General features: G+C 47.6%; 15 protein-coding genes. 13 read left to right on the top strand and 2 right to left on the bottom strand.

Annotated features, from left to right (window positions below):
- The first annotated feature begins 101 nt into the window (after nucleotides 1-101).
- Both IEW48_RS09680 and speE read left to right on the top strand, forming a co-directional pair.
- Nucleotides 102-2342, top strand: a complete 2241-nt coding sequence (locus IEW48_RS09680) for a hypothetical protein (RefSeq protein WP_188623590.1) — start codon at nucleotides 102-104, stop codon at nucleotides 2340-2342.
- 106 nt (nucleotides 2343-2448) lie between these two features.
- Nucleotides 2449-3309, top strand: coding sequence for a polyamine aminopropyltransferase (speE, locus tag IEW48_RS09675; RefSeq protein WP_188623606.1), 861 nt, complete (start codon nucleotides 2449-2451; stop codon nucleotides 3307-3309).
- 64 nt (nucleotides 3310-3373) lie between these two features.
- On the opposite strand, the gene IEW48_RS09670 is transcribed toward speE, so the two are convergent.
- Nucleotides 3374-5302: an ABC-F family ATP-binding cassette domain-containing protein gene (locus IEW48_RS09670; protein ID WP_188623605.1), complete on the bottom strand. Its 1929-nt coding sequence runs from the start codon at nucleotides 5300-5302 to the stop codon at nucleotides 3374-3376.
- 252 nt (nucleotides 5303-5554) lie between these two features.
- Here IEW48_RS09670 and moaC point away from each other — a divergent pair, with 252 nt between their 5' ends.
- The 10 genes from moaC (at nucleotide 5555) to IEW48_RS09620 (ending at nucleotide 13311) form a co-directional block, all read left to right on the top strand.
- A complete protein-coding gene (gene moaC / locus IEW48_RS09665) occupies nucleotides 5555-6043 on the top strand; it encodes a cyclic pyranopterin monophosphate synthase MoaC (RefSeq protein WP_007504460.1) in 489 nt (162 codons plus the stop codon).
- Nucleotide 6044: 1 nt separating this feature from the next.
- A complete protein-coding gene (locus IEW48_RS09660) occupies nucleotides 6045-6533 on the top strand; it encodes a MogA/MoaB family molybdenum cofactor biosynthesis protein (RefSeq protein ID WP_188623589.1) in 489 nt (162 codons plus the stop codon).
- Nucleotides 6533-7186, top strand: coding sequence for a redox-sensing transcriptional repressor Rex (locus IEW48_RS09655; protein ID WP_007504463.1), 654 nt, complete (start codon nucleotides 6533-6535; stop codon nucleotides 7184-7186). The genes IEW48_RS09660 and IEW48_RS09655 overlap by 1 nt, the downstream gene beginning before the upstream one ends.
- A gap of 14 nt (nucleotides 7187-7200) precedes the next feature.
- Nucleotides 7201-7386 carry a twin-arginine translocase TatA/TatE family subunit gene (locus IEW48_RS09650; RefSeq protein ID WP_007504464.1) on the top strand — a complete coding sequence of 62 codons (186 nt, stop codon included), beginning with the start codon at nucleotides 7201-7203 and terminating at the stop codon, nucleotides 7384-7386.
- Nucleotides 7387-7430: 44 nt separating this feature from the next.
- On the top strand, nucleotides 7431-8231 hold the full coding sequence (tatC, locus tag IEW48_RS09645; protein WP_229704009.1) for a twin-arginine translocase subunit TatC: 801 nt from the start codon (nucleotides 7431-7433) through the stop codon (nucleotides 8229-8231).
- A gap of 177 nt (nucleotides 8232-8408) precedes the next feature.
- Nucleotides 8409-8690, top strand: coding sequence for a co-chaperone GroES (gene groES / locus IEW48_RS09640; RefSeq protein ID WP_007504466.1), 282 nt, complete (start codon nucleotides 8409-8411; stop codon nucleotides 8688-8690).
- Between the two features lie 76 nt (nucleotides 8691-8766).
- On the top strand, nucleotides 8767-10386 hold the full coding sequence (gene groL, locus IEW48_RS09635) for a chaperonin GroEL (protein WP_188623588.1): 1620 nt from the start codon (nucleotides 8767-8769) through the stop codon (nucleotides 10384-10386).
- Nucleotides 10387-10576: 190 nt separating this feature from the next.
- Nucleotides 10577-11104, top strand: coding sequence for a DUF8052 family protein (locus tag IEW48_RS09630; RefSeq protein ID WP_188623587.1), 528 nt, complete (start codon nucleotides 10577-10579; stop codon nucleotides 11102-11104).
- Between the two features lie 4 nt (nucleotides 11105-11108).
- Nucleotides 11109-12734 (top strand): carbon starvation CstA family protein, encoded by a 1626-nt coding sequence (locus tag IEW48_RS09625; RefSeq protein ID WP_188623586.1) that lies wholly within the window; start codon nucleotides 11109-11111, stop codon nucleotides 12732-12734.
- A 250-nt stretch (nucleotides 12735-12984) separates the two neighbouring features.
- The gene (locus IEW48_RS09620) at nucleotides 12985-13311 is read left to right on the top strand and encodes a DUF2325 domain-containing protein (RefSeq protein WP_007504472.1); all 327 of its coding nucleotides are present in this window, start codon (nucleotides 12985-12987) and stop codon (nucleotides 13309-13311) included.
- Between the two features lie 20 nt (nucleotides 13312-13331).
- Here the strand turns inward: IEW48_RS09620 and IEW48_RS09615 are convergent, their stop codons facing one another.
- On the bottom strand, nucleotides 13332-14261 hold the full coding sequence (locus IEW48_RS09615) for a diacylglycerol/lipid kinase family protein (RefSeq protein WP_007504473.1): 930 nt from the start codon (nucleotides 14259-14261) through the stop codon (nucleotides 13332-13334).
- A gap of 183 nt (nucleotides 14262-14444) precedes the next feature.
- Between IEW48_RS09615 and IEW48_RS09610 the strand changes: the two genes are divergently transcribed.
- On the top strand, nucleotides 14445-15425 hold the full coding sequence (locus IEW48_RS09610) for an AAA family ATPase (protein WP_188623585.1): 981 nt from the start codon (nucleotides 14445-14447) through the stop codon (nucleotides 15423-15425).
- Nucleotides 15426-15438: the final 13 nt, after the last annotated feature.

Raw genomic sequence — 15438 nt, 5'->3', positions numbered from 1 at the left:
GGGTGAAAAGATAACAGTAGGTCCATTGGTTGTGGAAAAACGTGTGGAAAAAAGGAGCTGTGGCCTTGGAGAGGAATGGATTAGCAGGAAGAGTTATACTGATGCTGTTATCCTTATGTTTTTGGACAGGCTGGGTTGGGGGCTCTGTAAGTTATGCCCAACCGACAGAGGGTGGCACGGACGGGCGGACTGCCCAACATTTAGTGGTGCTGATGGTACCTGCTCTTGGTTTTGAAGAAGTGGAAAAGTGGATGGAGGGGTTGCCAGAGGAGATTCAATCCCATATTCAGCTAGCCGGTATGACCATGCGTACTGCCGGACGCATGGATTGGGTCAATAACTTGTTTACCATCTCCACAGGCCAATTTGCAGAAGGCCCCCCTCTTTGGAATGGTTACCAGTTGAGGGGCGGAACGATTATTCACCCGGTACAAAAGTTAAGACAGCAACAAGAGCAGCGTTCTGGTTTTTTATTATCCGCTGAGTCCCTTCCTTGGGATTACTTCTTGGGGGAAACGCTAAAAAAGAACCAGGTGTATACGGTTGCCTTTGGTAACAGTGATACCCGCCAGATCATGAGGCGGATGGGAGCGACCATCATTATGGACAACAAGGGTTACGCCCGGGGGCAGATTGACAAAACCATCTTAACTCCGGCTCCTTACGAGCCAGGGGGATGGCGGACGGATTGGGATAAGTTATCCATGAAGCTGGAAGAAATATGGAAGATTGAACAACCCACGCTGGCAGTTGTTGAACTGGGCGACTTGTGGCGAATTGAACAAACGTATGACAAGGTTCCCAAAAGCGCCCGGATAAGCCAAATCTATAAAGACAAATGGCTGAGGGAATGGCGAAACTGGTTTATGGACACAACCCGGCATATCCAGCACAACCAGGATGGTGGGGTGAGCATCTGGATCATGACGCCGGCTGTCTCCAATAAAGCCAAGTTACGGGGGCAGCTTTTAACTCCATTTATCACCTGGCATCCAGAACAAACAGGAGGAATTTTGAGCTCTTTGACCACGAAACAGAACGGTGTGGTGGCCAATGTCGATTTTTTGCCTACGTTGCTGGCCTATTATCAACTGCCTGCCCCTAGCCAGGCCTACGGACAGGTGATCCAACTTAAGGAAACCCTAAAACCCTCTACACAACCCGGCTCATCTCTCTTTGATCCGTTCTTTGACCACCTCCGGTATTTGTTCGCCATCTATAGAACCAGGCGAATCATTATCAGTGTCTACCTGCTGAGCATGATTTTTTTGCTCATTGCCACTGCTTGCTACTGGTGGTTTTCTAAGCAATATTGGTGGGCCAGGCTGGTGCAGGTGCTGATCGGCACCGTGTTGTTATCCCCCATCTACTTTTTATGGCTCACCCCCCTGATTCAGGTTATCGGTCCTTACAAATGGATTGTGGTTTTGTTTTTTAGCGCCTTTGTCACGAGCTTTGTTTTGTATCAGCTGGTGAGTCATGTGTGGTTTTTAACTTTAATTGGTCTGACCAATACGCTGATCATCCTGTTTGATTTATGGCGCGGGAGTATATGGATGAGGCGCTCCTTTTTAGGCTATGATCCCTTGATCGGGGCCCGTTTCTATGGGCTGGGAAATGAATATGCCGGCATCTTGCTTGGCAGTTCCCTCTTGGCGGTGACGGGAATCAGTGTGTGGTTGGCCCGTAACGGATGGTTGCCTAAACGCCGAGTCAAAGGATTGCTGGTGATATTTATGTGTGTGTTTTACCTTGTGATTATTTACAGCATGGCCGCGCCCCGTTTAGGAACCAATGCGGGTGCTACCATTGCGGCCTTATTAACTTATGGGGTATCCTTGCTCTTTTTGTTTCGTCTCAAAATCAGCCTGCGTTATCTGCTCCCGTTATTTGGGGTTGTTATGCTAAGTATGGCTGGTTTGGTCCATTTGCATCTGCAAGGGGAACATACCCACATCGGTTCGTTTGTCGTGGCTGCCCAGAACGGAGACCTTAAGGCCATCCAGGAAGTAATTAGCCGTAAGCTGGCCATGAATTGGAGGCTGATTAAAGTGTCATTGTGGGGAAAACTGTTTACCACCGCCTTGATGGTGATGGGGCTTGTTTCCTTTCGGTTAAGGCGCCAGCCATTGTACAAAAATTACGAGGACATGGCCCAGCATAACCTGTGGATGACAGGATTTCGCACCATGATCGTTGGTGCGCTGGTCATTTTAATGGCTAACGATTCCGGTATTGTGGCAGCGGCGACAACGATCATTTTTCTGGCATTCCCCTTTATTTTCCTGCGCTTTAACCGCCATTCCATCCGTGCAGATTCCACTTCTTCAGGTTTGGCTTAACCTGCCGGTTAGTTCGTGTTAAGATAAAAGAGATCTCTGTAACCCATCTCAGTTATAAATTTCTGGCGATAAAGGAGGGCGTCTGATGAGCACGAAGCTTGAATGGATGAAGGACAAGTTTGAATGGCTGAAAGAAATTGACGGTCAGCTGTGGCTCGTGGAAGATGAGAAGGAAAATTTGAGATTACACTACCGGGTTAGAGAAGTCATCCATGCTGAACAATCTCCCTTTCAGCATGTGATGATTGTGGATACATACGAATTTGGGCCGACGCTTGTTTTAGACGGTGTGATCCAAACCACATCCAGAGATGGCCATATTTATAATGAAATGATCACCCACATTCCCCTTTTAACCCACCCCAATCCAAAGCGGGTATTAATCATCGGGGGTGGTGACTGCGGAGCGGCCCGTGAAGTATGTAAATACGCACAGGTGGAGCACATTGACATGGTTGAAATTGATGAATTAGTGGTCAAGGTCTCAAAACAATATTTAACTGAGGTGTCAGGCAACTTGTCGGATCCCCGTGTTCGCTTTATCTATGAAGATGGGACCGCCTTTGTTAAAAATCAAAACAGTACGTATGATGTGGTTATTGTGGACTCCTCTGATCCCATTGGTCCGGCTGAACAGCTATTTTCTTACGAGTTTTACCGTGATATAGAGCAGGCACTTAAACCAGACGGGTTGATGGTGTGCCAGAGTCAGTCCCCCATTTTTCATATGGATGTCCTGAAGCAGACCTATGAACGAATCAGCAAGCTTTTCCCGATTGCCCGCGTTTATCAAGCTGTGGTGCCCACTTATCCGGGGGGATTGTGGAGTTTTACCCTTGGTTCGAAAAAGTACTGGCCAGAGCAGTTGGAGGACAAGTGGAATAAAGAGGCCAAGTATGTCAACAAAGGAATCCTCAAAGCCTGTTTCCATCTCCCCGAATCTGTACGTCAGGCGTTGGGGGTGTGAAACAAAACGGGTAGCTGGTCAAGAGCGGCTACCCATTTTTTCTTGGTTAACTTGAAATGTTCACTCAGGACAGTTTCTCCTCCAGTTCTGCCCATTCTTCCAAGAGCTGATCCAAGGTGTGCTGTGCGGCATCAATTTCCCGTTGAACCTTATCAGCTTTATGGTAATCTCGGTACACATCAGGAGAGTAAAGTTGTTCCTCTAAATTTTTAATGGCAGCTTCAGTTTGCTCGATCTCACGCTCCAGCTGTTCTTTGCGCCGTTTAAGCCGCCTTAATTCCCGCTGACGCGCCTTTTCCACTTCAAAACTGGCTTGCTGTGTTTTGCCCGGCGCTTTTGGATCCTGAGCTTGACGGAGCTCTCTCAGTTCCGCCTGTTCTTGTCTCTTCTCAACATAGTAATCGTAGTTGCCCAGGTACATCTCTGCTCCGTTGGCCGTCAAGGCCAATACCTTATTGGCCAGGCGGTTCAGAAAATAACGGTCATGGGAGACGAATAAGATGGTTCCGGGAAACTCAGCCAAGGCTTGCTCTAGTACCTCTTTGGCGTAAATGTCCAAGTGGTTGGTCGGTTCATCCAGGACCAAAGTATTGGCTTGTTGCAACATTAATTTCGCCAAGGCCAGTCTGGCCCGTTCCCCGCCGCTTAAGGCCGAGACGGATTTATCCACGTCCTCTCCGCTAAACAGAAATTGCCCCAGGATGGAGCGCACCTCTTTCTCAGGGAGATGGGGATAGTCATCCCATAGTTCAGCCAGTACCGTTTTATGGGGATGAAGCTTGTCATGTTCTTGGGCGAAATAACCGAATGTCACATGAGCCCCAATCTGAATCTTCCCAGCCAGTTTGGGTTGTTGGCCAATAATGGTCTTTAAAAGTGTGGTTTTGCCAATCCCATTAGGACCCACAATGGCAATCCGGTCACCGCGGTTGGCACGGAAGGAGATATGGCGGGCCAGCACATGTTCCGTGTCATAGCCGATGCTTAAATCTTCCACTTGCAGCACATCATAACCACTGGGACGTTTAACTTCAAAGCGGAAGCGGGCGGTTTTCTGCTCTGTGCGCGGGCGCTTAAGCTCTTCCATTTTGTCCAGCATTTTGCGTCTGGACTGGGCCCGCTTAGAAGTGGAAGCCCGGGCAATATTCCGCTGAATAAATGCTTCCGCACGGGCAATGTCTTGCTGCTGGATGCGGTATTGTTTTAACTGCTGGGCGATCCGCTGTTCTTTTTGTCTTATAAAAGCGGAATAATTACCTTGATACCTGGTGATTTTGGTCTCGTGCAGTTCAAAGATTGCCGTGGTTAACTGGTCCAAAAAGTAGCGGTCATGGGAGACGATCAGCAGGGCACCGGGGTAGGACAATAAATAGTGCTCCAGCCAGGACAGGGTTTCCAAATCTAAATGGTTGGTCGGCTCATCTAACATTAAAAGATCCGGCTCTTTAAGCAGCAGCTTGGCCAAGGCCAAGCGCGTCTTTTCCCCTCCGCTCAAAGCGGACACCGGTTCCGCATAATCTTTATGGGCAAACCGCAATCCGTGCAGGACGTTGCGAATCTTGGCTTCATATTGGTATCCGCCCCGGTTTTTAAAAGCTTCTTGGGCCTCGCTGTAACTTTCAAGCAACTGCTTGTAATGCTTCTGATCCCGGCGAAGCTCAGCTTGGGACATCAGCTGCTCCATCTGGCGCAAACGCTTTTCCTCTTCAATGAGCGGCTGAAAAACGGTAAGCATTTCCTCCCAGATCGAGCGGGATGAGTCGAGTCCTGCATCTTGGGCCAGGTAACCCACTGTCACATCTTTAGGGCGGTAAATCTCCCCGCTGTCATAAGAGGTCTCGCCAATCAGGATTTTGAGCAAGGTTGATTTGCCGGCACCATTGGGACCAACCAGTCCGATCCTGTCTTTAGCTTGTATGTCTAGGGATATGTCTGTCAGCACTGGCAGGCCGGCATAAGTTTTGGTCAAACGGTGCGTCCTGAGCATCAGCATGTCTATCACCTCATACTCCTTACAGTGTACCTGAGGGGCTCAGACCGTTCAAGCGTGGTCAAAGACAGGGAGTTTTTAGGCCTACGCATTTGTTCAAAAAAAGTTCACCATTTTTTAAGCTAGAATTGGCATCACGGCAAGACAAGCAAATGTGAAATGATGTACAATATAATAAAGAAGCGTGTAGGGGTGTAACGTGTGGGTATGATTAACACGTGGATCTGGCAAGACATGAGGAGGTCCGGCTAAACCATGTCATCGTTTACCCATTTTAATGAACAGGGACGGGCAAGGATGGTGGATGTCTCCCATAAACCGGAAACGAAGCGGACAGCCGTCGCCTTTAGCCAAGTTCAAATGCCCCTTGATGTATTGGAGCACATTGAACAAGGCAAAGTGAAAAAGGGGGATGTCCTGGGTGTTGCCCAAGTGGCCGGTGTGATGGCGGCCAAAAATACGGCCCAGTGGATTCCCATGTGCCACCCGTTGCCGTTGACAGGCATCGACATTCACTTTGAGCCGGTACGGCAAGAGGGGCAGGCTGTGATTAAAATCTATGCGGAAGTGAAAACAACGGGGAAAACGGGTGTAGAAATGGAAGCACTTACAGCCGCGCAGGCAGCCGCCCTGACTATTTATGATATGTGTAAGGCCTTGGATAAGGGATTGGTGATTGGCCCCACTTACCTGCTGAAAAAAACAGGGGGCAAAAGCGGAGATTTCGAGAGGGAGGAACTTTAAGATGTGGAAAGTGGCCATTGTCGTAGCCAGCAATAAAGCCTCACGGGGTGAGCGGGTTGATGACAGCGGTCCGGTTGTCAAGGACGTGTTAACCCAGCACCTTGACGCCGAGGTGATTGCTTACCGTATTTTGCCGGACTGTATTGAAACCCTGAAGGAGAATATGATTGAGATTACAGACCGTTATCAGGTGGACCTTTTGGTCACGGTGGGCGGTACGGGATTAAGTCCGGATGATGTCACCCCTGAAGCGACCAGTCAAGTGATTGACCGCGTCGTTCCCGGGATGGCTGAAGAAATGCGGCGCAAAGCGATGAAAGCGTCCCGGTTGGCCATGTTTACCCGCGCCATTTGCGGCACCCGGGGAAATTCGCTCATTATTAATCTTCCCGGAGCGGTTCAAGATGCCCAAACCTGCCTGGAAGCCATTATCGATCAGTTGCCTAACGCTTTAACCATTTTACGTGGGGAGGAAGGGGCCAATAGCTGATGAGTGAGCAGCGGATTCCTCAAGCCACAGCCAGGCGGCTGCCCTTGTATTACCGGGTGCTCGAAAATGTCAAAAGAGCGGGAAAGCAACGCATTTCATCAACGGAACTGAGCAAGGCTGTTAAAATAGATGCCGCTACGATCCGGCGTGATTTTTCCTACTTTGGGGCGCTGGGCCGTAAAGGATACGGCTACAACGTGGAGTATTTATTGACTTTTTTTCGGAAAATCTTAGAACAGGATGATAAAACGGGGGTTGTGCTGGTCGGGGTAGGCAATCTTGGCATGGCTTTGTTGCATTATAACTTCCAAAAGAGCCATAACATCAAAATCATGAAGGCCTATGATGTTGATCCAAAGAAGATTGGACAAACCATTGCCGGCATTCCCATTTATTCGATGGATGACCTCAAGGAAGGGAGCTTGGCGGATACCCCCATTGCCATTTTAACCGTTCCGGCCCAGGTGGCCCAGGTGACAGCTGACCGCCTGATCGAAGCAGGGATCAAGGGCATCCTTAATTTCACTCCGGCCAGAATTGATGTGCCTGAACATATTCGCTTGCACAATATTGATTTAACCATTGAACTGCAAACCTTGATTTACTTCTTAAAACATTATCCTTTACCTGCAGGGGAGCAGGAAGCAGAATAATTGGAGGGATAAACATGGGAACCATCGGACCTGTCAGTTTAATCTTGATCATTTTAGTGGCTTTATTACTGTTTGGACCAAGCAAATTGCCTGAACTGGGCCGGGCCTTTGGTAAAACGTTGCGTGAATTTAAAAATGCCACCAATGGTTTGGTTGACGATGAGAAACCTAAACAAACGGAAGAGAAAAATGAGCGTTAAACAAGTGTTTAATTGTAAATGCCCGACGCCGGAGGATGAGCAACATGGATCAAGAACAACGCTCCATTCCTAAACATATTAAACGAACCAACATGAACCGCCAGAAAAGTTATGACATGACTGTCATGGAGCATATTGGTGAGTTGAGAAGAAGGGTCATTTATATTTTGATCCTTTTTCTTGTGTCCATGGTTATCGGGTTTTTCCTGGCTGATGATGTGATTCAATATATGCAGAAGCAAGCGGAGGCTGCCCAGATTCCCTGGGTGGTCATCGGGCTGACCGATGCCTTTAAAGTCTTTTTGCTGTTCTCCATTGTCGTTGGCCTGGTGCTCACCTTCCCCTTTGCTTTATATCAAATCTGGGCCTTTGTCAGCCCAGGCTTGACCGATAAGGAACGCAAAACGACCCTTGCTTTCATACCGGGGGCTTTTGCCTTGTTTATCGTGGGCTTAGCCTTTGGTTATTTTTGGCTGTTCCCCTTTGTCATGCAGTTTATGACAGGCATAGCCCAACAGCTTGGTGCGGAAGAAATGTACGGTATGATCCATTATTTCCGGTTTATGTTTACTTTGGTCGTTCCCTTTGGGTTTATCTTTCAAATGCCGCTTTTGATGCTCTTTCTGACACGCCTGGGTGTGATTTCCCCGCCCGTCCTGAAACGGATCCGCAAATATGCCTACTTTGCCCTGTTTGTGATCGCGGCACTCATTACACCTCCTGAGCTGCTTTCCCACCTTGTGGTGACCGTGCCACTCATTATATTGTATGAGATCAGCGTATGGTTTTCTCAATGGACTTACCGTCGGATGCATAAACGACAATCAAGAAGGATAAACTCATAAGTGTGTACAGCATAAACATTTGAGCTGTTAAATGCTTAAATGAAGATGAAAAAAGACCAAAAAAGGGACTTGCAAAACTAGAATAAAATGATTAATATATTAGGTGTTAGCACTCGTAAAAGGTGAGTGCTAACAAGCCAAGTTCACTATTAATCCATTTAAAGGAGGGCATTTGACATGTTGAAGCCACTGGGCGATCGTGTGGTTATTGAGCCGATTGAAAAAGAAGAAACAACTGCTAGCGGTATTGTGCTTCCTGACACGGCTAAAGAAAAGCCGCAAGAAGGTAAAGTTGTCGCTGTTGGCAGCGGCCGTTTAGAAAACGGTGAGCGTATTCCTTTGGAAGTTAAAGAGGGCGATCGCGTCATTTTTTCCAAATATGCTGGAACGGAAGTTAAAATTGATGACAAAGAGTTATTAATTATGCGTGAGAGCGATATCCTGGCCATTTTAAGCTAACCTGGAGCTTTTGGGGACCATCAGGTCATGGAATGGAGCGTAAAATAAAAAATACTACATACAGGAGGCGAAAGTAATGGCAAAACAAATTAAATTCAGTGAAACAGCACGTCGGGCCATGTTGCGCGGTGTTGATGCATTGGCAGATGCCGTTAAAGTGACCCTCGGACCCAAAGGGCGCAACGTTGTGCTGGAAAAGAAATTTGGCTCTCCTCTTATTACCAACGACGGTGTCACCATTGCCAAAGAAATTGAGCTGAAGGACCCGTTTGAAAACATGGGTGCTAAACTGGTTGCTGAAGTGGCCAACAAAACCAACGATGTGGCTGGTGACGGTACAACCACCGCTACTGTTCTGGCCCAGGCCATGATCCGCGAAGGATTGAAAAACGTTGCAGCCGGCGCTAACCCCATGGGGCTGAAACGGGGGATTGAAAAGGCCATCAACGCAGCTGTTGAAGAAATCAAAAAGATTTCTAAACCGATTGAAGGCAAATCTTCCATTGCTCAAGTAGCTGCCATCTCCGCTGCTGACGAAGAAATCGGCCAACTGATTGCCGAAGCTATGGAAAAAGTGGGTAATGACGGGGTTATTACGGTTGAAGAATCCAAAGGTTTTGCTACTGAATTAGAAGTTGTTGAAGGTATGCAATTTGACCGCGGTTATGTCTCTCCTTACATGGTAACAGACACGGACAAAATGGAAGCTGTCCTTGAAAATCCGTACATCTTAATCACTGATAAGAAAATCTCCAACATCCAAGAAGTATTGCCGATCCTGGAGCAAGTGGTACAGCAAGGCAAGCCGCTGTTGATCATTGCTGAAGATGTGGAAGGGGAAGCACTGGCCACATTAGTGGTTAACAAGCTGCGTGGTACCTTCAACGCTGTAGCTGTTAAAGCACCTGGTTTTGGTGATCGACGCAAAGCCATGCTTGAAGATATCGCTATCCTGACTGGCGGTCAAGTCATCACTGAAGACCTTGGCTTGGAGCTGAAATCTGCCCGCATTGACCAGCTGGGTCGCGCTGCTAAAGTTGTGGTCAGCAAAGAGCACACCACCATTGTTGAAGGACATGGCGACTCCGACAAAATTACTGCACGCGTGAACCAAATCCGCGCTCAACTGGAAGAAACCACTTCTGAATTTGACAAAGAAAAATTACAAGAGCGCTTAGCCAAACTGGCCGGTGGTGTGGCTGTAATCAAAGTGGGTGCTGCCACCGAAACTGAGCTGAAAGAGAAGAAGCTGCGCATTGAAGACGCTCTGAACTCTACCCGTGCAGCTGTTGAAGAAGGGATTGTCTCCGGTGGTGGTACGGCTCTGGTTAACGTCATTCCGGCTGTTGAGAAGCTGGAAGTTGAAGGCGATGAGAAAACAGGTGTGAACATTGTGCTGCGTGCTCTTGAAGAGCCTGTGCGTCAAATCGCTCAAAACGCAGGTTTGGAAGGCTCTGTTATTGTTGAACGCTTGAAGAAAGAACCTGTGGGCATCGGATTTAACGCTGCAACTGGTGAATGGGTCAATATGCTGGAAGCTGGTATCGTTGACCCGGCTAAAGTGACCCGTTCTGCCCTGCAAAACGCAGCCAGTGTATCCGCTATGTTCTTAACCACTGAAGCCATCGTTGCTGACGAGCCGGAAGAAGAAGACAAAAACAACAACAATATGCCTGACATGGGCGGCATGATGTAATCCCCCTCCTCAACCTCTCCTCTACTAGCCTGCCACCTTTAGGGTGGCAGGTTTTTTTAGCCAATGCTATAATTTAATTAGTCAGATAATTTAAAAGATAGAGTTAACCGTCTCATTTTAGGCCCTTTTAAGTCGATTGTGGTGGCTAATCGCGTCGATCTGTTTTGACCGGTGAAGAGGGGATGAAGTCATGACCCAACAAAAGAGCAGTGAACATTATATCCAGAAGCTCGCCAACCGGTTTGTCCACTTCTTTGACGTGTACCGGGAAGAGAGATTGGGACAAATCCCGCTCGCTTTTATGGCGTTGTATAAACGCAGAGATGAAAGGTACCTGATGACCAAATCCATCAAGATCTGGGCCGTGGAGAATCAGCAGTGCGTATTCGTTGCTCAACCGCATATCCCCTTAGAAAAAGGATTTCTGGACAAGTTTAAAGAGGAACTGTTAAAGAGTGTCAAACAGTTTGTTCCCCAGCACCGGGAACACATGTCCACCATTTTTTTGGGTGTGATAGTAACGGACCAGCCGGTTGCAGACGAACTCTTGAGGGAGGTGAGGCGGTTTAGGAAACTGAGGTTTATCAAATATGGTTGGCATGGGTGGGCTGAAATTTATCTCGCCATTGTTGATCTTGCTGAAAAAAAAGTGCATATTCATCCCAAAGGGGAGCCGTTTGTTGAACCTTTACAAAAACAACTGAAGAGGAGGTTGTGAACAGGTGAACTTTCTCACGTTAATGCTGATTTGTGGTGTCATTTTCATTATTGCTTACTTCACTTATGGCAAATTTCTGGACCGGAAGCTGGGCATTGATCCGAACCGTCCGACACCTGCCCATACCATGCACGACGGTGTGGATTATGTGCCGGCCAAAAAGCCCGTCCTGTTAGGACACCACTATGCGTCCATCGCCGGTGGCGGACCCATTGTCGGGCCGATTACAGCAGCCGTATTTGGCTGGTTGCCTGCAGTGTTGTGGGTCGTCATTGGCAGCATTTTTGTCGGCGGGGTGCATGATTACAGTTCTTTGCAAGCGTCCATCCGCCACAAAGCCCAATCCATAGGAACCGTGATTAAGGAGTATATTGGCAACCGCGGGCAAATTTTATTCCTACTTTTCTCTATTTCCGCCCTTATTTTAATTGTGGGTGTATTTGCGATCCTTGTAGCTAATACATTTGAAGCGGTACCACAGGCCGCTACAGCGTCAATGCTCTTTTTAGGGCTGGCCATCTTGTTTGGGTTCATGGTAAACCAGCTGCGGGTGAATTTGGTGGTAGCCACCGTTATTGGTATGCTTGCCATGCTGGCCTCCGTATGGATGGGCATAAACTACCCGTTAAATTTAAGTGCCACAACATGGATCTGGATTTTGCTCATTTATGCTTATGTTGCTTCCGTCTTGCCCGTCTGGGTGTTGTTGCAGCCCCGGGATTATCTGAACTCTTTCTTGCTATATGGGATGATGTTTGGGGCTGTACTGGGGATCATTATTGCAGCTCCGACCATTCAAATGGAAGCTTTCACAGGATTTTATAATGAAAACCTGGGCTATCTGTTTCCCATTTTGTTTATCACTATTGCTTGCGGTGCCATTTCCGGCTTCCACTCCCTGGTGTCTTCGGGAACCACAGCCAAGCAGTTGGATAACGAGAAAAGCGGCAAATTTATCACGTATGGGGGCATGTTGCTGGAGGGCTTCCTGGCCATCATTGTCATTGGTACGGTAGCCTATCTGACTCAAGCAGAGTATGCTGCCCGGCTGGCTGAACTTGGCGGACCCATCGGAACGTTTGCAGCAGGCATTGGTTACTTCATGTCCCATTGGGGCATTGCTGAAGCAACCGCAACCACCTTTGCTGCTTTGACGGCTTCAGCCTTCTTGTTCACTACCCTGGATTCAGCCACCCGTCTTGGCCGTTATGCTGTGCAGGAACTGGCTGAGCAGCGGGCTCCGGCTTTAGCCAAAAACATTCACTTATCCACTTTAATTGTGTTGATTGGTGCAGGTGCCCTGGCGCTGTCCGGCACTTGGTCCACTGTATGGCCCTTGTTCGGTTCGGCCAACCAGATGCTGGGTGCCATCGCCCTGCTGGCTGTGTCTGTATGGCTGATTAAGAAAGGGGTCAAATCTTACTTTACCGTTATCCCCATGATCTTTATGTTTGTCGTGACCATCAGCGCTCTGTTTGTGTTAATGCGGGAGAATTTTGCGGAAGGCAACTATTTCTTGGCCATTTCAGCCTTCTTCCTGTTTGTGCTGTGTCTCTTTCTCATCATTGAAGCATGGCGCTCCCTCTCTGTGACTAAAGCTGAGGATACCACAGTGAGAGCGGATGGCTAAACAAAAGTTGGTAAAAGCAAGTTATTGGAAAAAACAATCCTCTTTTGTTCACGAGGGGATTGTTTTTTCCGCCTGTTCGCTGGCGGCATTGTGATTTCCATGGGTTATTGGTTTTGATAATCATTATCATTGACAAGCGGGTGTATTTTTCTTACAATCTAATTGATATTGATTATCATTATCTTCATGTCGATAGATCGATTCATCATCCAAGTTTACAATATAAACCCAACAAAAGAGGGGATGATTCATGCGTTCATTACTGGTTGTCGGTGGCGATCATTTGGGTAATATTACCGACCAGCTAAAAGCGTTGGGGGTATGCCATATCTGTCATTTGTCAGGCCGCAAGTGCCAGCAGGTTAAACGGGAGATTCCAAAGAACATAGATGCTGTTTTGGTCTTAACGGATTATATCAATCACAACTTATCCAAAGTGATTAAACAGCGGGCCAAAGAGCAGAAGGTACCCATTTATTTTGCCAAGCGTTCCTGGTGTTCCATTTATAAATGTTTAACAGAGGGAGATCCAGAGCGTTTTGCCACTCATACCAAGCAAAAGACCCCTACGCATTAAATTGTTCAGGTTACAACGCATTATTTACAAATGATCCGGGATCTCTTTTCAATCGTTAAAACGATAGGAGAAGTGCCGATGATTTCGCCATCGGCGTGGACTGTCATTGGCTCCTCGCTGGTGACCTGAATCATTTCACCCTTTAGCAGCTTAACGGCCTTAAGGCGTGTGTGCCAGCCAAAGTATACAGAGCCTAATGCCAGAAGCACTTGCCAGGGTTTAAGACGGTCAATGACACAAATGTTCAGCTTACCATCATTGGGGCGAGCGTCGGGAATAATCTTCATTCCACCCCCATAATAGGCGATGTTACATATGGCGACGAGCCAGACGTCCGAAAAAACGTATTCCCGCCCGTCTACCCTTATAATGACCTCCTTGGTCTGGTATTTGTACAATAATCTTAGCGCTGAAATGAAATAGGCCAGTGGACCCAACTTCAAAGTGTTCAGCCATCTTTTATAGCTGGCTTGGTTAGTATATTTGGCCACTTCTCCGTCAAACCCAATCCCAATCCCGTTAATAAAATATCTTTTTCCCTTGTGTTTGTGACCCAAATGATAGACACCTACGTCATAGCGTGGAAGCGAAGCGGAAGAACGCTTTAAGATATGATTTAAGGCAGACAAGGGACGGCGAGGTAATCCATACCCCCGGACAAAGTCGTTGCCAGATCCAGCAGGAACGGCGCCAAAGGGGATATGGGCGTTTTTGGACAGACCGTTCATCACTTCATGTATGGTACCATCTCCGCCGACAGCAATCATAGCCGTTATTTTTTCTTTGTACAACTCAGCCAGTTGTTTCGCCAATTCTGTGGCATGACCAGCCTGCTTAGTGTAAAAAGAGCGATAAGCAATCCCCCGCTTGTCCAGTTCTTTTCTTGCTTTTGTCCACACTTTTAACCCCTTACCATTGCCTGCGATGGGATTTACAATAAAAATATACATGCTTTCTTCTCCATTCTAGCGCTTTTCCTCTTCAATTTATTCTTTAATTTATTCTGTTATTTATTCTTTTTACGTCTTAAAAATTCCTGCTGTCTTAAGAATCAAGGCAGGGTGTAGAGACTGACAAAGAGTGGTATTAATAGAATAGTAGGAATGTTCAATTGACCAAACAAGGAGGAGCTTATGACAAATTCAAAACTCGTTTCACTTGACCGGTATCATGCAAGAATAGCTGAAGTCATGCACAATGTGCACAAGGTGATGATCGGAAAAGAAAAGATCGTAGAACTGACTTTGGTGGCCATATTGGCCAAAGGACATATTTTGCTCGAGGATGTGCCAGGTGTCGGCAAAACGATGCTTGTCCGCTCTTTGGCCCGCTCTTTAGGCTGCTCTTTTAAACGAATTCAATTTACCCCTGATTTGTTGCCCTCTGATGTCACAGGTGTGTCTATTTTTAATCAAAAGGAACTCTGCTTTGAGTTTCGGCCGGGCCCCATTTTTGGGCACATTGTTTTGGCAGATGAAATCAACCGCACCTCCCCCAAAACCCAGGCTGCCTTGCTGGAAGCCATGGAAGAGGGCAGTGTCACCGTTGACGGTAAAACCCGTCTGCTGCCGTCTCCCTTTTTGGTCATGGCCACCCAAAATCCCATAGAATACGAAGGGACTTATCCTTTGCCTGAAGCCCAGCTGGATCGTTTTCTATTAAAATTAAAGCTGGGTTATCCGGGCAAGGATGAAGAGATCCACATGCTGTCCCGGGTTCAACAGGGCCATCCCATTGACCAGTTAGATGCGGTGATGTCTGTAGAGGAACTGTTGAAACTGCAACAAGAGGTCCGCCAGGTGCACGTGGAGGATTCTGTGAAGGAGTATATTGTCTCCCTTGTCCGTGCCACCCGTGAGCATCCCAGCGTCTATCTTGGAGCCAGTCCGCGGGGATCTATTGCTTTGCTTTATGCGGCTCAAGCTTTAGCCTTTATCCGCGGCCGGGACTACTGTATCCCGGATGATGTCAAACTTTTGGCCCCTTATACGCTTGGTCACCGCCTCATTCTCACCTCTGAAGCCCGTTTGAACGGGGCCAGTGTGGAACAGGTCATCGATGATGTGTTAGGACAGATCCGGGTTCCTGTCGTGGAAGAGGCGTTGAAAAGCTAAAGTGTTAAAAAAG

The organism is Caldalkalibacillus thermarum, assembly GCF_014644735.1.
In the GTDB taxonomy this organism is placed as follows: domain Bacteria; phylum Bacillota; class Bacilli; order Caldalkalibacillales; family Caldalkalibacillaceae; genus Caldalkalibacillus; species Caldalkalibacillus thermarum.
The sequence above is the reverse complement of the archived record's forward strand: the minus strand, read 5'-3'. Positions and strand labels throughout refer to the sequence as shown.